The 14,822-nt window shown below is 35.3% G+C and carries 13 protein-coding genes, 14 tRNA genes and 1 rRNA gene; 20 read left to right on the top strand and 8 right to left on the bottom strand.

The features are described from left to right. The 18 genes from rrf to BCAMP_RS06300 form a co-directional block, all read left to right on the top strand. Positions 1 to 92: ribosomal RNA gene (gene rrf, locus BCAMP_RS12585) — 5S ribosomal RNA — on the top strand; the annotation flags it as partial. Positions 93 to 97: 5 nt separating this feature from the next. Continuing rightward, a tRNA-Asn gene (locus BCAMP_RS06380) sits at positions 98 to 170 on the top strand. 6 nt (positions 171 to 176) lie between these two features. Further along, positions 177 to 265 (top strand) — tRNA-Ser (locus tag BCAMP_RS06375). Positions 266 to 295: 30 nt separating this feature from the next. Continuing rightward, positions 296 to 367: transfer RNA gene (locus BCAMP_RS06370), tRNA-Glu, on the top strand. Positions 368 to 403: 36 nt separating this feature from the next. Then, positions 404 to 479 (top strand) — tRNA-Val (locus tag BCAMP_RS06365). 16 nt (positions 480 to 495) lie between these two features. Next, positions 496 to 569: transfer RNA gene (locus BCAMP_RS06360), tRNA-Met, on the top strand. Between the two features lie 26 nt (positions 570 to 595). After that, positions 596 to 669: transfer RNA gene (locus BCAMP_RS06355), tRNA-Asp, on the top strand. Positions 670 to 679: 10 nt separating this feature from the next. Further along, positions 680 to 752 (top strand) — tRNA-Phe (locus BCAMP_RS06350). Between the two features lie 15 nt (positions 753 to 767). Continuing rightward, positions 768 to 851: transfer RNA gene (locus BCAMP_RS06345), tRNA-Tyr, on the top strand. 5 nt (positions 852 to 856) lie between these two features. Beyond that, positions 857 to 930: transfer RNA gene (locus BCAMP_RS06340), tRNA-Trp, on the top strand. A gap of 30 nt (positions 931 to 960) precedes the next feature. Then, a tRNA-His gene (locus BCAMP_RS06335) sits at positions 961 to 1,033 on the top strand. Between the two features lie 22 nt (positions 1,034 to 1,055). Then, positions 1,056 to 1,127: transfer RNA gene (locus BCAMP_RS06330), tRNA-Gln, on the top strand. A 7-nt stretch (positions 1,128 to 1,134) separates the two neighbouring features. After that, a tRNA-Gly gene (locus BCAMP_RS06325) sits at positions 1,135 to 1,206 on the top strand. 10 nt (positions 1,207 to 1,216) lie between these two features. Continuing rightward, positions 1,217 to 1,287, top strand: a tRNA-Cys gene (locus BCAMP_RS06320). A 16-nt stretch (positions 1,288 to 1,303) separates the two neighbouring features. Further along, positions 1,304 to 1,386 (top strand) — tRNA-Leu (locus tag BCAMP_RS06315). Between the two features lie 138 nt (positions 1,387 to 1,524). Next, positions 1,525 to 2,523: a DUF2971 domain-containing protein gene (locus BCAMP_RS06310; protein WP_035314551.1), complete on the top strand. Its 999-nt coding sequence runs from the start codon at positions 1,525 to 1,527 to the stop codon at positions 2,521 to 2,523. 288 nt (positions 2,524 to 2,811) lie between these two features. Continuing rightward, entirely contained in the window at positions 2,812 to 3,231 is a 420-nt protein-coding gene (locus BCAMP_RS06305; RefSeq protein WP_035314550.1) for an SRPBCC family protein, read from the top strand. Further along, positions 3,224 to 3,691: a MarR family winged helix-turn-helix transcriptional regulator gene (locus BCAMP_RS06300; RefSeq protein ID WP_035314549.1), complete on the top strand. Its 468-nt coding sequence runs from the start codon at positions 3,224 to 3,226 to the stop codon at positions 3,689 to 3,691. Before BCAMP_RS06305 ends, BCAMP_RS06300 begins: the two co-directional genes overlap by 8 nt. Before the next feature lie 92 nt (positions 3,692 to 3,783). Here BCAMP_RS06300 and BCAMP_RS06295 read toward each other — a convergent pair whose 3' ends face one another. The 7 genes from BCAMP_RS06295 to BCAMP_RS06270 form a co-directional block, all read right to left on the bottom strand. After that, a complete protein-coding gene (locus tag BCAMP_RS06295; protein ID WP_232217934.1) occupies positions 3,784 to 4,644 on the bottom strand; it encodes a tyrosine-type recombinase/integrase in 861 nt (286 codons plus the stop codon). Next, a complete protein-coding gene (locus BCAMP_RS13835; RefSeq protein ID WP_198015725.1) occupies positions 4,625 to 4,897 on the bottom strand; it encodes an Arm DNA-binding domain-containing protein in 273 nt (90 codons plus the stop codon). Before BCAMP_RS13835 ends, BCAMP_RS06295 begins: the two co-directional genes overlap by 20 nt. A gap of 2 nt (positions 4,898 to 4,899) precedes the next feature. Beyond that, the gene (locus tag BCAMP_RS06290; RefSeq protein WP_035314547.1) at positions 4,900 to 5,109 is read right to left on the bottom strand and encodes a DUF3173 family protein; all 210 of its coding nucleotides are present in this window, start codon (positions 5,107 to 5,109) and stop codon (positions 4,900 to 4,902) included. 515 nt (positions 5,110 to 5,624) lie between these two features. After that, on the bottom strand, positions 5,625 to 6,224 hold the full coding sequence (locus BCAMP_RS06285) for a tyrosine-type recombinase/integrase (protein WP_035314545.1): 600 nt from the start codon (positions 6,222 to 6,224) through the stop codon (positions 5,625 to 5,627). Between the two features lie 599 nt (positions 6,225 to 6,823). After that, positions 6,824 to 7,192 (bottom strand): hypothetical protein, encoded by a 369-nt coding sequence (locus BCAMP_RS06280; RefSeq protein WP_035314543.1) that lies wholly within the window; start codon positions 7,190 to 7,192, stop codon positions 6,824 to 6,826. Positions 7,193 to 7,220: 28 nt separating this feature from the next. Continuing rightward, positions 7,221 to 7,439, bottom strand: coding sequence for a hypothetical protein (locus BCAMP_RS06275; RefSeq protein ID WP_035314541.1), 219 nt, complete (start codon positions 7,437 to 7,439; stop codon positions 7,221 to 7,223). 47 nt (positions 7,440 to 7,486) lie between these two features. Then, positions 7,487 to 8,716, bottom strand: a complete 1,230-nt coding sequence (locus tag BCAMP_RS06270) for an LPXTG cell wall anchor domain-containing protein (RefSeq protein WP_035314539.1) — start codon at positions 8,714 to 8,716, stop codon at positions 7,487 to 7,489. A gap of 339 nt (positions 8,717 to 9,055) precedes the next feature. Between BCAMP_RS06270 and BCAMP_RS14325 the strand changes: the two genes are divergently transcribed. Both BCAMP_RS14325 and BCAMP_RS06265 read left to right on the top strand, forming a co-directional pair. Then, positions 9,056 to 9,226, top strand: coding sequence for a hypothetical protein (locus BCAMP_RS14325; protein WP_232217933.1), 171 nt, complete (start codon positions 9,056 to 9,058; stop codon positions 9,224 to 9,226). 160 nt (positions 9,227 to 9,386) lie between these two features. Further along, complete coding sequence (locus tag BCAMP_RS06265; RefSeq protein ID WP_232217932.1) at positions 9,387 to 10,439, top strand: RNA-directed DNA polymerase; 1,053 nt, start codon at positions 9,387 to 9,389, stop codon at positions 10,437 to 10,439. Positions 10,440 to 11,388: 949 nt separating this feature from the next. Here the strand turns inward: BCAMP_RS06265 and BCAMP_RS06260 are convergent. Then, complete coding sequence (locus tag BCAMP_RS06260; RefSeq protein WP_084038620.1) at positions 11,389 to 12,144, bottom strand: replication protein; 756 nt, start codon at positions 12,142 to 12,144, stop codon at positions 11,389 to 11,391. Positions 12,145 to 14,822 lie beyond the last annotated feature (2,678 nt).

The raw sequence follows: 14,822 nt of genomic DNA, 5'->3' as shown, positions 1-14,822 counted from the left end.
TCACCTGTTCCCATCCCGAACACAGTAGTTAAGCTCTTTAGCGCCGATGGTAGTTGGGGGTTTCCCCCTGTGAGAGTAGGACGTTGCCAAGCATTTATCCGCAATAGCTCAGTTGGTAGAGCACACGACTGTTAATCGTGTTGTCGTAGGTTCGAGCCCTACTTGCGGAGTAATATGGGGAGTTGTCCGAGTGGCTGAAGGAGCACGGTTGGAAACCGTGTAGGCAGTGTAAACTGTCTCAAGGGTTCAAATCCCTTACTCTCCGTAGTGAATCTGTTTAAAAATTGTGTCTTAAGGCCCGTTGGTCAAGCGGTTAAGACACCGCCCTTTCACGGCGGTATCACGGGTTCGAATCCCGTACGGGTCATAACTTATCTTCGATAAGTTGCAAGTTTAGTAAGTTGGGGGTTTAGCTCAGCTGGGAGAGCATCTGCCTTACAAGCAGAGGGTCGGCGGTTCGAGCCCGTCAACCCCCACCATTTTTATTATTATTATCGCGGGATGGAGCAGTCTGGTAGCTCGTCGGGCTCATAACCCGAAGGTCGTTGGTTCAAATCCAGCTCCCGCAATTGCAAGCAATTGCAAACAAGTTTTTGGTCTGGTAGTTCAGCTGGTTAGAATGCCTGCCTGTCACGCAGGAGGTCGCGGGTTCGAGTCCCGTCCAGACCGTTAGTTTTATGGCTCAGTAGCTCAGTTGGTAGAGCAACGGATTGAAGCTCCGTGTGTCGGCAGTTCGACTCTGTCCTGAGCCATTGCAACATCTATATGGAGGAGTAGCGAAGTGGCTAAACGCGACGGACTGTAAATCCGTTCCTTAGGGTTCAGTGGTTCGAATCCACTCTCCTCCACCATTTTTAGGGACATAGTTTAACGGTAGAATAGAGGTCTCCAACACCTTTGATGTGGGTTCGATTCCTACTGTCCCTGCCATTTTTTTGATGTTTAAATATATTTATTATGGCGGTTGTGGTGAAGTGGTTAACACACCTGATTGTGGTTCAGGCATGCGTGGGTTCGATCCCCATCATCCGCCTTTATTAATTTATATATATCCTTGGGGTGTAGCCAAGCGGTAAGGCAATGGATTTTGATTCCATCATGCGTAGGTTCGATCCCTGCCACCCCAGTTTTTTTGCGAAAGTAGTTCAGTGGTAGAACATCACCTTGCCAAGGTGGGGGTCGCGGGTTCGAATCCCGTCTTTCGCTTTTATTATGTGGCGGTATAGCCAAGTGGTAAGGCAGAGGTCTGCAAAACCTTCACCACCGGTTCAAATCCGGTTACCGCCTTCATTATAAAGTATACGCCGGCGTGGCGGAATGGCAGACGCGCTGGACTCAAAATCCAGTGCCCGCAAGGGCGTACGAGTTCAAGTCTCGTCGCCGGTATCCTTAGAGTATCAACGTGTATCTTACGTTGGTGCTCTTCTTTTTGTCTTGGTTATTTTTAGGAGAGTCTCCAATTTGAGCCATAAATGTTTCCGATATATATGGTATACTTTAATTATCTTAAGAAGAATAATTGTGATGAAGGAAGGGATAGAGTTGGAGAAAAGACTTAAAGACTTAGTTGATTTTTCTATATTGCCTAATGACCTTAGAAGAGCACTTGAAAGGTTACCTAAAGATGGTGAACAAGCATTGATAGAAATGTATGATGAAAATTCTGAATTTCAAAAATATGCACATCCTGTAAATATTGCTAAAGACTTTCTAATTGAGGATAACACTGAATTATATCATTATACAAGCTATGATAATTTAGCTTCTATTGTTACAGGAAAAAAGTTTTGGATTAAAAGCAAATCTTATATGAATGACCCAAAAGAATTTAGTTATACTTACGAATTAAGTGAATCCTTACTTAAAGAATTAGGAGCTAGCGATAGTGAAATAAGTGATTTCAAAAGTATAATTCAAGGCGTTAAATTTGATATATACCTGTGGTCTTTCTCTGAAAATGAAGCTTCTCAGGCTTTATGGGGCAATTATGGAAATAAAAAAGGTGTTGCGCTAAAAATGAATACCAAGGTTTTAATGGAAGAGTTGGGTACCCATTTTTCAAATGGGAAAGATAATCTAATGGACTATACAGTAGGTAGTGCGTATGTTTTCCCTTTAAAAGTTCTATATAATCAAGAAGAACAAAAGAAAAGGCTATCTGTAGTTTTAGTTCAGTGGTTAAGATCGTCAAGGAACATGCAGTTTGACCCACCAGATATGGAAGAAATTATGAATAATTGTCTAAAGGCTCTACTCTTATATGCAGTCATGTTAAAGAACCCTCTGTTATACCAAGAAGAAGAGGGAAGGTTTATCATTTTAAATATTACAGATGGCAATCAAGTAGCTCCTGAATTTTATGTAGATGATGTTCCTTTTGTTTCTTGTGGATTAATGGGACGAATGCTTTCTGAAGTAATTATTCAAACTGGTAGTGACGTTGAATATTCAGTAGTTAACTCACTTCTTTCTAGCAATGGCTTTGAAAATGTAAGGATAACTAATTCGATTTTACCTTACTAATTATTTTTATAACTAACCCACAATAAGCCACTCAATTCGTTAGGGAATGAGTGGCTTATTGTGGGTTATGGCTTGTGTTAAAAGAGGTCATTTAACTTGTCTGACATGCTTTTCTACTTACTTGGGTAAAGATGTCCATATGTGTCGTAAGTCGTGTGAATGAAGGTATGCATGTGTATTCACTTTACAACACTAATATCTATTAATTCAAAATAAATCATTGACACCTATTTAATAAGTGTTTATACTATAAGTGTACTTACTATAAAAAGAGAGAAGGCTATTACAATGAAATTTAGTTTTGAATTAAAAACAGATGCAACACTTGAGCAAGTTTGGGGGCTATACGAAGATGTAAATAAATGGTTCTCATGGGAGTCTGACTTAGAAGATATATCATTAGAAAGTGAATTTAAAACAGGTACACATGGCACTATGAAGTTAGTAGGACGTCCTCAGGTAACGTTTGTTTTAGAGTCTGTTACGACTAATAAGGAATTTACTAATAAGACAATTATTCCATCTATTGGAGAAATCTATTTTAGTCATGAAATTTCTAAGATTGATGACAAAACATTAGTAAAACACTCAGTTGAATTTGTACCACTTAACAGAAAGGCTATATCTGAAGATTTAGGTCTTGTTTCTCAAGTGTTTTCTTCTGTTCCTAAATCTGTATTTTCACTTTTAGAGGTTGCAAATGGATAGTAGCTTATCATCTGATTTTCAGAGTACACCTAATGAATCAACTGGTCTATCATTTATAAAGGTGTATAACCTTTGGCATAAACTAATTAAAGATGAATTAAAAACTGTGAATCTAACTCATCCGCAGTTCACAGTACTTGCATCTTTAGGTTATCTTAGTCAAAGAAATAAAGAAGTATCACAGGTAGATATTTCTAAACAAGCTGATATTGATGTAATGACAGTATCTACAATCATTAGAAATTTAGAAAAGACAAAATTATTGTTTCGTCAAGAATCATCAGTTGACACTAGAGCTAAGTCAATTATGCTTACAGAAGAGGGAAGAGTAGTTTTATCTAAAGCTTTGCCTTTGGTTGAGGGGATTGATAATGTATTCTTTGGTAATTTAGAAACAGATAAACAGTGTTTTAACAGTTTGTTACTAAAATTGATTGAGTCGAACTCGAGTAAGGGGTAACATTTTTGAAGGAATTGTCTTAAACTAATATATATTTGATACACTCAAAGAAAGAGCCTAAACGTTACTTTTACGTTCAAGCTCTTTCTTTTTTAAAATAGGTCATTTAGCTTGTCTGACATGCTTTTTTGCTTACTTGGGTAAAGATGTCCATATGTGTCGTAAGTCGTTTGAATAGAGGCGTGACCGAGTCTTTCTTTGATTGGAAATTGCTTTTCTCCATTCTCAATTAATAAGGCAACATGTGAGTGCCTAAAGTCATGAATCCGAATCCGTTTTAGCTCTGTTGTTCGCTCTAAAATAGCGTTATACTTGTTAGTTACCATGTATCGAGAGATTATACTAGGAGCAAACTGAAAGACTTGTAATTGTTCTACATCATCAGTAAATCGTGACAACCTAGCAGTTTGAGTCTCTTTCCATGACTGTAATTCATCTGCTAAGTTACTTTGAATTGTGATTTTACGTATACTGGCATCTGTTTTTGGTTCGTTGAGTATGGTTCTCCCTGGAAGATGTATAAGTGTTTTATTTACGTCAATTTCTTTTCTGTTAAAGTCGATGTCTTTCCACGTTAACCCTAGCAATTCACCAATACGCATACCAGTTGAAAAAAGCACCTTGAAAATTAATTTATATGAGCTATCATCTGGTTCTAGTAAGGTCAAAAATTGTTGGAAATCTTTTACAGTCCAGTAGTTCATCTTATGCTTAGGTACTGGCAGTCTTTTAATCTGAGAACAGGGGTTTTCATTAAGAAAGCCTTCCTTAACGGCAATGTCTAATAGTTTTTTCATTAAGATCATTTGTTTATTGACAGTGTTGTTAGTTAAATCTTTATCTAACAATGTTTCTCTGAATGCGTCAATATCTTTGTAGGTTAAAAGGCCAATGGTTGCGTGTTTGAAGTAGGGTGAAAAGTGTTTATTATAATTACCGTTTTGCGATGAAATATAGCTCTCTTTGCGTTGTTTTTTTCTTGTCTTCAGCTTTCATTATCTCGTATAAGATGTCGAGTGAAGCTCCCTTAATAGTAGAGTAGTCACCATATTTCGTCATTCTGTAGTAACTTTCTAATTCTAAAGCCTCCTTACGGGTCTTTATATTCCTTTTAATGAATCGGTTTCGCTTGCCAGTAACAGCATTGTACCCCTTAGAGATATCTAGTTTCCATGTGTCTTTACCTTTTTCTTTTGTGACTGACATTATTAGCACACTCCTTCTAGTTCTAACGGTATTTTAATTCCAAGCATACCTTCAACTGTTATAACTGGTACAAGACCTAGTCGTTTATTGTCGTAAAAAGTGATTCCTTCTTCAACTAATTGAGCTTTAGTTTGTTTAATGATTCGTTCTGCTGTGCAATGTCCATAACCTAAGTTGATTAAACCTTGTTTGTTTATTAATGGAATATTCATGTTTGTTTTCCTCCGATATAATAGTTTTAAATCAGTTCTAACTGACTTAAATAATTATTTAAAACATCTGAATTAAAGTCCAGCCCCTTTATCCTAAAATATTTCTTTATATACTGGTCAAAAGAGCATCGGAAGTTAAAAGCGAGTAGGGTCTTTTAGTATCAGAGTTAGACGATTTCACCTAAGGTGAAAATCAATATCTAGGGTAGTGAAAACAACTTCTGAGTACCCCAAGATAAAGAAGCAAAATAACTGAAAATCTAAGTTGATTTATCTGATTCATTAGCTCTTTGTTCTAAAGTTAAAATGACAGTAAATAATTGACTGGAAAATTAAGTATAAGTTACAGTAAAATGAGTTTGTGTCAGTTGGGTTGAGTGAGATTTAAAATCAAGTGATCCGTGAGTATATCTATTCGACAAGCTGGAAGATACAAGTCAAATAATTATAATCAGAGTTCAGTACCCCAAAGAAGGCAAAATAAATAAGACAACTCGTGAGCTGTCTTATCTAGGTTAACCAAAATTAATTTCGTCTAATACTGCTTCTTTTGTGACTTCGTCTAAGCCTAGGTAACTAAGTGTTGATTTTTGGTCTGAATGGTTAAGCAGCTTCATGACAAACCCAATATCATATTTAGTTTGTTCATATACTCTATAAGCTCCAGTTTTTCTCATCGTGTGAGTACCAAGATAGTTAAGTCCTAATAAGTCGCCTGTCTTGTCCATGATTTTGTAGTATTGCTTTCTAGTTATGCAGTTGTCTGGATTGGTAGAGGAGGGGAAGAGCCATTTACTTTTTATGCCTTGTTCTTTCAAGTAGTCATGATAAATGATAAGGTCTTTTTCTAGTGGCTTTAAGTAGAGTGTATTTGGTTTACCTGTCTTTTGGTCTTTTGTGTGTGCACGTTCTTTGAGTACCCCTGATTCTGTGAACACGTCTGAATACTCGAGGGATAAGACGTCACTTACTCGTAATAAGGTCGCTTTCCCGAATTGGAAGATTGTGTAGTTTCGTCTGCCTGCCTTGAAGTTGTTTAAAAGTGTGTCCTGTACCTGTTTGAGAATGATTGAGTCCTTGATGGGTTGTACATTATGATTCTGTCTTTGTGCCATGGTTCTAGTCTCCTTCGATGGGTTATTTTAAGGACTTTTTGGAAAAATGCCCCTACTTAGCTTGCGATAAGAAGCTAGCCCTTGTCAATCAAAGGTTTGGTAGGGGTCATTTGATTAAAAAGACCCCATATGATCTAGTATTGAATGAATACTAGTGCCGAAAATGCAAAAATAGCTCTGCCGTAGGCTAAACCCCTATGGTAGAGCTATTTTCTTATGCTTCTTAAAATTAAACAACAACCTGTATGCGTTTACATTAGCTTGATGAGTAAGAATGAAAACAAACTTAGTTTGGGTAAGGCTAGTTATTAATTGGAAAGTTAGATGATTTTGTTGGTCAGATAGGATTTTAGGAGACGCCTTTAAAAGCTAGAAAAACGGTTTTAAGCGTTGTTTCCAAATTAAATGTTATCATATGGGAAGGACAGGGAAATTCGCTTTAGAGCTATTCTGAGGACGTTGAGGGGTATGTAGGGATGTTATTCTTTAAAAAATAATGCTTAGGCTACACTCCTCGAGTGGATGGGTCTTTTTAATCAAATGACCCCTCGTGTGAGGAAAGTATGGTGTTATTTTAGTTGTTTTAGTGGTTGGAAATGTTATTTGTACAGCTTATTTCTTATATCAGTGCTGTTTTTCGCTATAATAGCTATATTTTCAAACAGCTTAATGGGTAGAGTCAGTATCCAGTATACTATAAAAGCAATAACTAGATTTAACAACCCCAACAAAATGATTCCGGGTGCACCATATCCAAAAAGAAACAGAGATTGCTCAACTAAAAAAGCAATGATGAATACGAGTATCGCAGCTAAGAGATTTACTATCTTGAATATCGCAACATAGCTAAAGCCATGATTATGAGTTGTATTGTGTTCATCACTTGGTATCTTTCCAGTCATCATCCACATTGTCACCTTGTAGTTTATCCTGTGTATCAAACTATTTTTATCTGAATCTTTATTCACTTAATCTACTCCTTTACTACTTGTTTTCTTATCTGTCGAACTTGTTGCGGTATTTTCTGTAATGCTTGGAGTATCTACTGTCAAATTCTGCATCTTTTTTCACCATGTTTTTAAATAGCATTCCTTTAAAGACGATGACTGCGATTAAAAGTAGTATACCGTACAATAAAACACTACCTACAGGTATGCCTGTTAGTACACCAAAGAAAAATACCCCAATGAGAAAAGTAATTAATAATGCTTTCAAAAGTTCTGTCCTCCTTTTTGGTTCAATTAAAGGTTTACAAGTTGTAATTAAGTGCGTTTACGCTTGAAGAACCATGCCAATGTGGCAATTGCGATTGAACCAAATCCCAATGAATTGATTAATGGGTTGTTTGACTCACCAGTTTGTGGAAGAGTGTTAGTTGAATTGTCTTTTGAGGCAACCTTTTTGTTTGGTTTAGTTGATACATTTGTAGTTCCTGGTTTAACTTGGTCTACAGGGTTAGCAGGGTCTACAGGATTAGTAGGGTCTACAGGATCGGTAGGGTCTACAGGGTCAACTGGGTTAGATAATGGATTAGCTTTTACATCAGCTAAAGCACTATTGATTGCATCAATGTGTTCTTGGAATACTTTTTCATTAGTTGAAGTGTTATCCACCAAGGTACGTGCTTGTACTTGAGGGTTATCAGTTAATGCTTGTTCACCTGATTTGATTGCTGTGTCTAAAGCGTCCACATATTTTGCTTGATACTTATCTTTATCCAAGTATGTCTTAGCTTCTGTGATTGTTTCCTTTAGTACAGGTCTATTTTCTTCGTCAATAGTTGGTGGTAGTGTGTCAGATAATCTATCTAGTGGCACTACTAATGTCATCTTGCCAGCTCCGTCATTAAATAGTTCTGCTTTTTTAAATGAAAGGAGAGAATAATATTCAGTAGGTTGACCATTTACTAGTATAGGATTATGCAGATTTTTAATTACTTCTTGTGAATCAAGTAAAAGCCCATAATTAGTGGTATCAACTCCTATTGTAGTTAAATCTACAAAAAATCCAGATTCCACATCAAAATAGTATTTATCTTCCTTCAAAGTGGCGAGAACTTCACCAGTTTCTTTATCTGTGAAGGTGAAATCTATATCGACATAATTATTAATACCTATATGTTCTTCTCTGTCATCAGCATACCAAAACCCATCACTTCCTAAATGGTAGGTTCTTTCTACTTCTGTTGGAGTCTCTGAGTCGTTCTCTGATATCTCAGGGACTTGTGGTTCAACTGCAACTGGTGCTTCTGATTCTAATTTAGGTGTTTCGGAAGCTACTGGTACTTCTTTTTCTGTAGCTGTTTGTTCTGTTTCTTGGTTAGCTTGATTGCTCGTTGTTGTCTCATTTGTTTCTTGAGCTAACACGGAAGTTAAAGGGAGTGCTAAACTTGATAATACGAGTCCACAGATTAGTAAGTGGGCTGTTACTTTCTTAGCTCTAATTCCTTGTTTTGCCAAACCTTCGGCTTGTGTTCGTTTTGAATCTGTCATTATTATTATACCGTCCTCAATTTACCACCTTTCCTCACATGAATATTTTCTCATGTGGGTAATTGAAAAGCAAACGATTTTTAGTATATGAGACTGTTTAAATTAGTTAGGAGTAGCTAGGTTAGGTTTAATTATATTCAAAAATAGAAAGTACCCTAACTCACTTACTAGGGGTGCTTAAGCTATTCCTTCTAATTAGTAATTGTGGCATTGTAAGCGAGCGAGTGCTAGTCTTTAAATGTAGAATGGTGTTATCTTCGAATAGTTGATTGTAGTATAATAAATTACAAGAACAACTGTGAGTAAAGCTATATTAATGATTCTAATAAGGAGACTACCATGAAAAAAACTAGAAAAAGTATTATAGAAATGACAAATAATGAGGCAAAAGCTTTTTTGTTAAAAAGTGAAAGTTATATAACCTCAAGTCTTCCAGTTTATCTTGATATGGGAGCAATATTGAATGTCGCCAAAGACATGTTGAAGAAAAAAAAGCATTCAAAAACTTAGTATAGATGATAAGAAAAAGCAATTATCAACCCATGAAAATGTTAATCACCTAATTTTAGCTAATAAAGATGGTAATTATGCTTGGAGGCCTATTGAGTTAATACATCCTTTACTTTATGTAGATTTGGTTAATCTTATTACAAAGAAGGATGATTGGAAAGTGATCTGTGAAAGAGTTAAACAACTTCATACAGATTCTTTAGTTGAGTGTATTTCACTTCCAATAGAGTCACGTTCGGAAAAGAGTGACAAAGCAGAAGTTATCTTAAATTGGTGGGAAAATTTAGAACAGGCACAAATTAGACATGCTATTAAGTATGAGTATTGTGGTCATACAGATGTATCTAATTGCTATGATTCAATCTATACACACACTATTTCGTGGGCTATCCACACAAAAGAGTGGGCTAAATTGTCAGAAAATAGAAGTCAACATAAAGGTATTGGTAATAAAATTGATGCAAAGATAACACATATGAGGCATGGTCAAACAAATGGAATTCCTCAAGGTAGTGTTTTAATGGATTTTATTGCCGAAGTTGTGTTAAGCTATGCTGATTCAAAGTTAACAGCTAGTTTAAAGGAGTTAAATTTATCAGACTTTTATATTATGAGATACAGAGATGATTATAGGATTTTTTCTAATAGTAAAGATACTGTTGAAAGGATTATTAAGGCACTATCTGAAACCTTAGCTGAAATAAATATGAAACTCAATACAAGTAAGACTTTTATTTCTAGTGACATAATTAAAGATGCTATTAAGCCAGATAAATTATATTGGGACGTAAAGCGTTCTAGTCTAGAGTATAAAGAATCAGGTAAGATAGCCTTCAAATTGAGTATTCAAAAACATTTGATTCAAATTAAACTATTAGCTGATAAGTACCCCCATTCTGGAAGCATAAGACGTGCATTATCTGATATATATAAGTATAGAATTAGTGAATTAGACTCCACACCTAATGATATAAATCAGCTTATTAGTATAACAATAGATATAATGATGAAAAATCCCAATACAATCGAACATTGTGTTGTGATATTAAGTAAATTAGTGACTTTAATTGAGAAGGATAGGATATCAGACATCATTGATAAGATAACTTGTAAATTTGAGTCTACACCGAATACAGATTTTGTAGAACTATGGCTTCAACGGCTTTCGATAGTTGATGACAGAGATAAAGCATATAACTCAAAAAATTTGTAAAAAAATTAAAAACCCCAGTGAAAACTCTCTGTGGAATTCAGATTGGCTTATTGATGGATTTGATGAATCAAAAGTCATAAATGAAGAATATATTAACGATATGAAGATTACTATGTTACCTAATGAAATTGATTTGTTTGGGAATATATTTAATTCAAATGATTTCTAATTGCTAGATTCGACGTTGTAAAGGAGCGAGTATTAGTGTTTAAATGTAAAATATCGTTATCAGTTTAAACTGTCAGTGTACGTCTTTTTGCGCTGTTTTGGAGACTGTGTTTGTGGTCGGTACTCGAGAGTGAGAGTATGAATTGGATAAGTGAGTTATTTGGCTATATACTTTTTCAGGTTGTGCAATCAGATTTTTATACTACGACCCCCTATGCGATTTTGTTCATGAACAAAAAGTGTCTGTAAGCTATATGGCTCAAGGGGTTCGGGGTTTAATTTCAAGGGAATCGTTCGTACCAAGGGTTTGACCTAGGTTTTAAATTATAAAAGCTTATATACCATAGGTTTGAGTGGGGAGGAGATTATCAAACTCGCTTCATTGTACTATTCAGTGGCGAGATATCATCTGTCTCGGTTAGTTACTTATAAGGCTTAGCTTTTAAATGGTTGGATCGGTTAACTTCTGTCATCGAACCTCACAAATTAGACTTGGTTTTCAAGTTATCAAAGAGGGCAGAGTTTATTTGCCTTCTGAGTAAGTAGTACCTGTCCTAAACGAAATGGTTTACTTATCGGTATAAGAGTTTAAAATACAAGATTAAACCCACAGTCTACTTAGTAGAATCTGTGGGTTTATATTAAATTAATTATCTAGCTCTATCTCATTTGAATCTGTTGAAATGAGTTATTTACCAAACTGAGTATGATTATTACCAATACTAATTAGGTGTAATCAAGCGTAAATCAATTAATTTTTTATTAGTGAAATGTCTCTTACTTATACTTGTACCGAGTACTGACATTCGTATGATTCTTGGTATTCCTTAACACCTAAGGCTTGTAATTCTGCGTTTTTTTGACTCTTTTTGTACTCTTCAATTGTAGTTATAGTTGGAAGGCATAGAGCTGACTCAAGTTGAATTTCATCTACCTGTAAGACTTCCTTTCTTTTATCTCGACTATGTCTATAGCTTGTAACGAATTGATTGATAAGAGTGTGTTTAGTATTGATAACTCTGCTCCAATTTGATGTTTCTTTATCTGCATATTGACAGAGTCGCCAGAACTCTTGAATGTCATTTTCTATGATGAATGCTCGTATTTCTTTTAAAATCTCATTCATCTCTGTTTTTGTTGGCTTCAGTAGTTCTTCAATATCAAGACCGTTATAAGACTCAATCTCTTGTTGGTCATATTGATATTTTTCTTTATCTGATTTATTACTATGAGTAAAGTGAACAACTGAACCAACGAGTGAAACACAGACTTGAGGATTTGGAGCACGTAGTTTACCAGTTAGTTTAAGCATTTGCTGATAAGACTTCAGTAGAGAAAATTTGATAACTACATGATAATGTGGTTTTAGAATACAACCATTAACATCTACATCTTTATCATGTAGTGGACTATGTGCCCAAGGGACACCAGTCTCTGTTAATATCTCTTTCCAGTTTTCTGGTGCACTATCTAGATAAATGATAAGTGTCCAATTTCTTGCTCTAAGACCTGCATTCTTCTTTTTGTTATGCATCATTATTGCCTCTTTTCTTTAAATTTTTTATAACTCAAGTCCTTACTACACATTAATTTCTCTTTAAAAGGGCGTCGATTGCTTTAAGGGCTTGGTTTCTTATTAGGAAACCAGTGTTAATCCCTTGATACACTCGACTTTTCACATTAAAAACGGTGGAATCCTTTGAGAGAGTTAAGGTGTAGCGGGTTTCAGAGACGTTCAAAATTTTTTAGGGGGTCGTAGTTTCATAAGGCATCAAAGAATGTTATTAAAAACTGCGACTAGCCCCAAATACCCCACTAGAGAGCATTTCTAATTGACTTCGACTTCAATGCCTTTAAAAATCATCTAGACGTCACCTTGAAGCTTGTATAGCTTTTACTTAGTACTAGTTGTACATTTTCCTTAAACAAGAACTTATGAAGAAAAATCATACAACTTGTACTCATCTGTTGAGCGGTTCTACTCAGTGGCTATCACCTCCTTAAATGGTTAACTATGCTTTGTTAACTTGTATAAATGTTACTGTTTCTTTAGTACTTCTATAGTATTCAAAACATCTAAATAAATGTCAAAAAAAAGTTTAATCCCTACAAATCAACATCTGATGCTTTTTAGAGCACCTAGCTATGTCGTATTTCTATCTATCCTAAAGCATCCAGCTCTCATTAAAATTTTTCTGACTATGTATCTAACTGTTTACTAAATTACATCTGACTGCTGTATCTAGGCTTACCATCTTTATACCTCGAAAAGGTATCAGGAGTAATACGTCTGTTCTACAGTAGGACTTGATGGGGTCTATCTAGCTTTGGGCAGGGTAATGCGTAGCCTGTTAGCTTTATTACTCTATCTATTAGGTATAATGTAGCTTGAATTATCTATGGGAAATATAGAAAGTTATATTTGAGGGTTAGCCTTGTGGTTTAACTTAGTTTTGCAGGAAGTAAGGTTGATTTGGTCATTTCAGTTATGGTTCACATTGGATGTTGGGTTTATGATGAGATAGGACTGACCGATTATTTATTTGTACGATTATCTAGGCATCTGAACTCGAAATAAGTTGTAAATGAGAGTTATCATTTACAGTTTATTATGCAAATCAGTTTAGCTAGATGGTCAAAAGCAGACATCTATTTTGCAATCAGTTTATCTATATTATGAAAAGCTTATTTATGCTTTAGAATCAGCATAGCTAAGATATAGAAAAGTAGTTCTAATTGCAAGAATAATCTAAGGTGCTAAAATTACACTATTAATAGAAGAAAGTGGTATTTAATTTGATGAGTTGTAAGAGACTTAGAGGTGATAAGAAGCTTTGCGATAGCAAATAAGGCATGTTGGGTTTGGGTTCTTGTTGTTTGTCTGAAATTCATCTTGTGGAAGTTGAAAGATGAATTGTTCTGACTGCGAATAATGCCACTATCTTAGTGAGGGCACACACTTTTTTTCTCCCTGTACCTGTTTCGGTATGAATTTCCAAAAAAATGTGTGTGGGGGGTGGTGAAAATTCATCCTTGGCAAGATGAAAAATCAAAGTTAAATTTCATATTGCCTAATGTGAGTATGAAAAAACGCTCTAGCTGATTTAGCAAGAAGGAGTTACTTTTCACGTTAAGAGGGGGGCACAGGCTCCAGTACCCTAAGAGATCGGTTCTCGTTCTAAATTTGGATTAGTTGCTTTAGAACGGAAGGGAAGAAAGAACGAGTTACAAATAAAGGCTTAAAATGCCAAATAAGAAATCAAAGGACATCATTAAGAGGTTGTTTAAGAAGTGGTTTGAGTTATTAGTTACTATTTAGTCTGATAGGTCTTTAACAACAAGTGAAGAAAATCCATTGAAATACAATCGTGAGCTTTGAGGTACAAGAAAGGGAATATACCTTTAGAAAGAGTTGATTCTGTCTTGATTCAAAAACTATTTGAGGGTGGAACTATCTACTTAATCATGACAACTGACCTTTTTGAGACAGAAAGATAGAGGATATATAAACATCTAATCAAAATATTCAACCATCTAGCCTAATTTCACTAGACAAGCGTTTGAATAAATGCTATACTTTGTTAGTAATCAATACAAGTAGAGATATATTGAAAGAGATAGTGCGAATGTGTTCTTGCTATTAATTTCTATATGTAACCAAATAGTTTCCTGAAAGACTAAGTTGTAATCAATTCTAATTGGTTATGGATGACTTAAGTCTTATTTAATTTTATGTAAGAATATCAAATCGGGTCTCTGGCTGAAACTCAAAATCCTGTGACCGCAAGGTCGTGTCGGTTCGACCCCGACCGCCGGTATACTTAGAACCCCAACACTTTTCGGAGTGTGAGAGGGTTCTTTTTTTTGCGTATAAAAAGAATTGATAGACCATTTCCACTCAGAGATGATTCACTTAACTCAGTTAAGTGAATCGGATTCGATATTATCAATTTTTCAAATTATAGAACCAAACATCTGTATTCGTTATAATAAAGGTGTAGAATAGTTGGTTGGTTTGTTTGCATGAACTAGTTTTCTATATAATACAACGAATATTGGATAGGCTACACTAAGTTAGACAGAATAAATGAGGGCTTGTAAACTAAGACTACTAATAAAAAGGAGTGTGCTACTATGCCACGTCAACGTCGAACATTTACGCCTGAATTTAAACTGCAAATGGTGAAGCTTTATGAAAATGGAAAGTCACGTGCT

The organism is Brochothrix campestris FSL F6-1037 (assembly GCF_000525915.1).
In the GTDB taxonomy this organism is placed as follows: Bacteria; Bacillota; Bacilli; order Lactobacillales; family Listeriaceae; genus Brochothrix; species Brochothrix campestris.
Note: the sequence above shows the minus strand (reverse complement) of the source record. Positions and strands in the feature narration are given on the sequence as shown.

Excerpts from the sequence above, each read along its gene's own strand:
- BCAMP_RS06310 (WP_035314551.1), top strand. The coding sequence starts at position 1,525 with ATGAAGGAAGGGATAGAGTTGGAGAAAAGACTTAAAGACTTAGTTGAT.
- BCAMP_RS06305 (WP_035314550.1), top strand. The coding sequence starts at position 2,812 with ATGAAATTTAGTTTTGAATTAAAAACAGATGCAACACTTGAGCAAGTT.
- BCAMP_RS06300 (WP_035314549.1), top strand. The coding sequence starts at position 3,224 with ATGGATAGTAGCTTATCATCTGATTTTCAGAGTACACCTAATGAATCA.
- BCAMP_RS13835 (WP_198015725.1), bottom strand. The coding sequence starts at position 4,897 with ATGTCAGTCACAAAAGAAAAAGGTAAAGACACATGGAAACTAGATATC.
- BCAMP_RS06290 (WP_035314547.1), bottom strand. The coding sequence starts at position 5,109 with ATGAATATTCCATTAATAAACAAACAAGGTTTAATCAACTTAGGTTAT.
- BCAMP_RS06285 (WP_035314545.1), bottom strand. The coding sequence starts at position 6,224 with ATGGCACAAAGACAGAATCATAATGTACAACCCATCAAGGACTCAATC.
- BCAMP_RS06270 (WP_035314539.1), bottom strand. The coding sequence starts at position 8,716 with ATGACAGATTCAAAACGAACACAAGCCGAAGGTTTGGCAAAACAAGGA.
- BCAMP_RS14325 (WP_232217933.1), top strand. The coding sequence starts at position 9,056 with ATGAAAAAAACTAGAAAAAGTATTATAGAAATGACAAATAATGAGGCA.
- BCAMP_RS06260 (WP_084038620.1), bottom strand. The coding sequence starts at position 12,144 with ATGATGCATAACAAAAAGAAGAATGCAGGTCTTAGAGCAAGAAATTGG.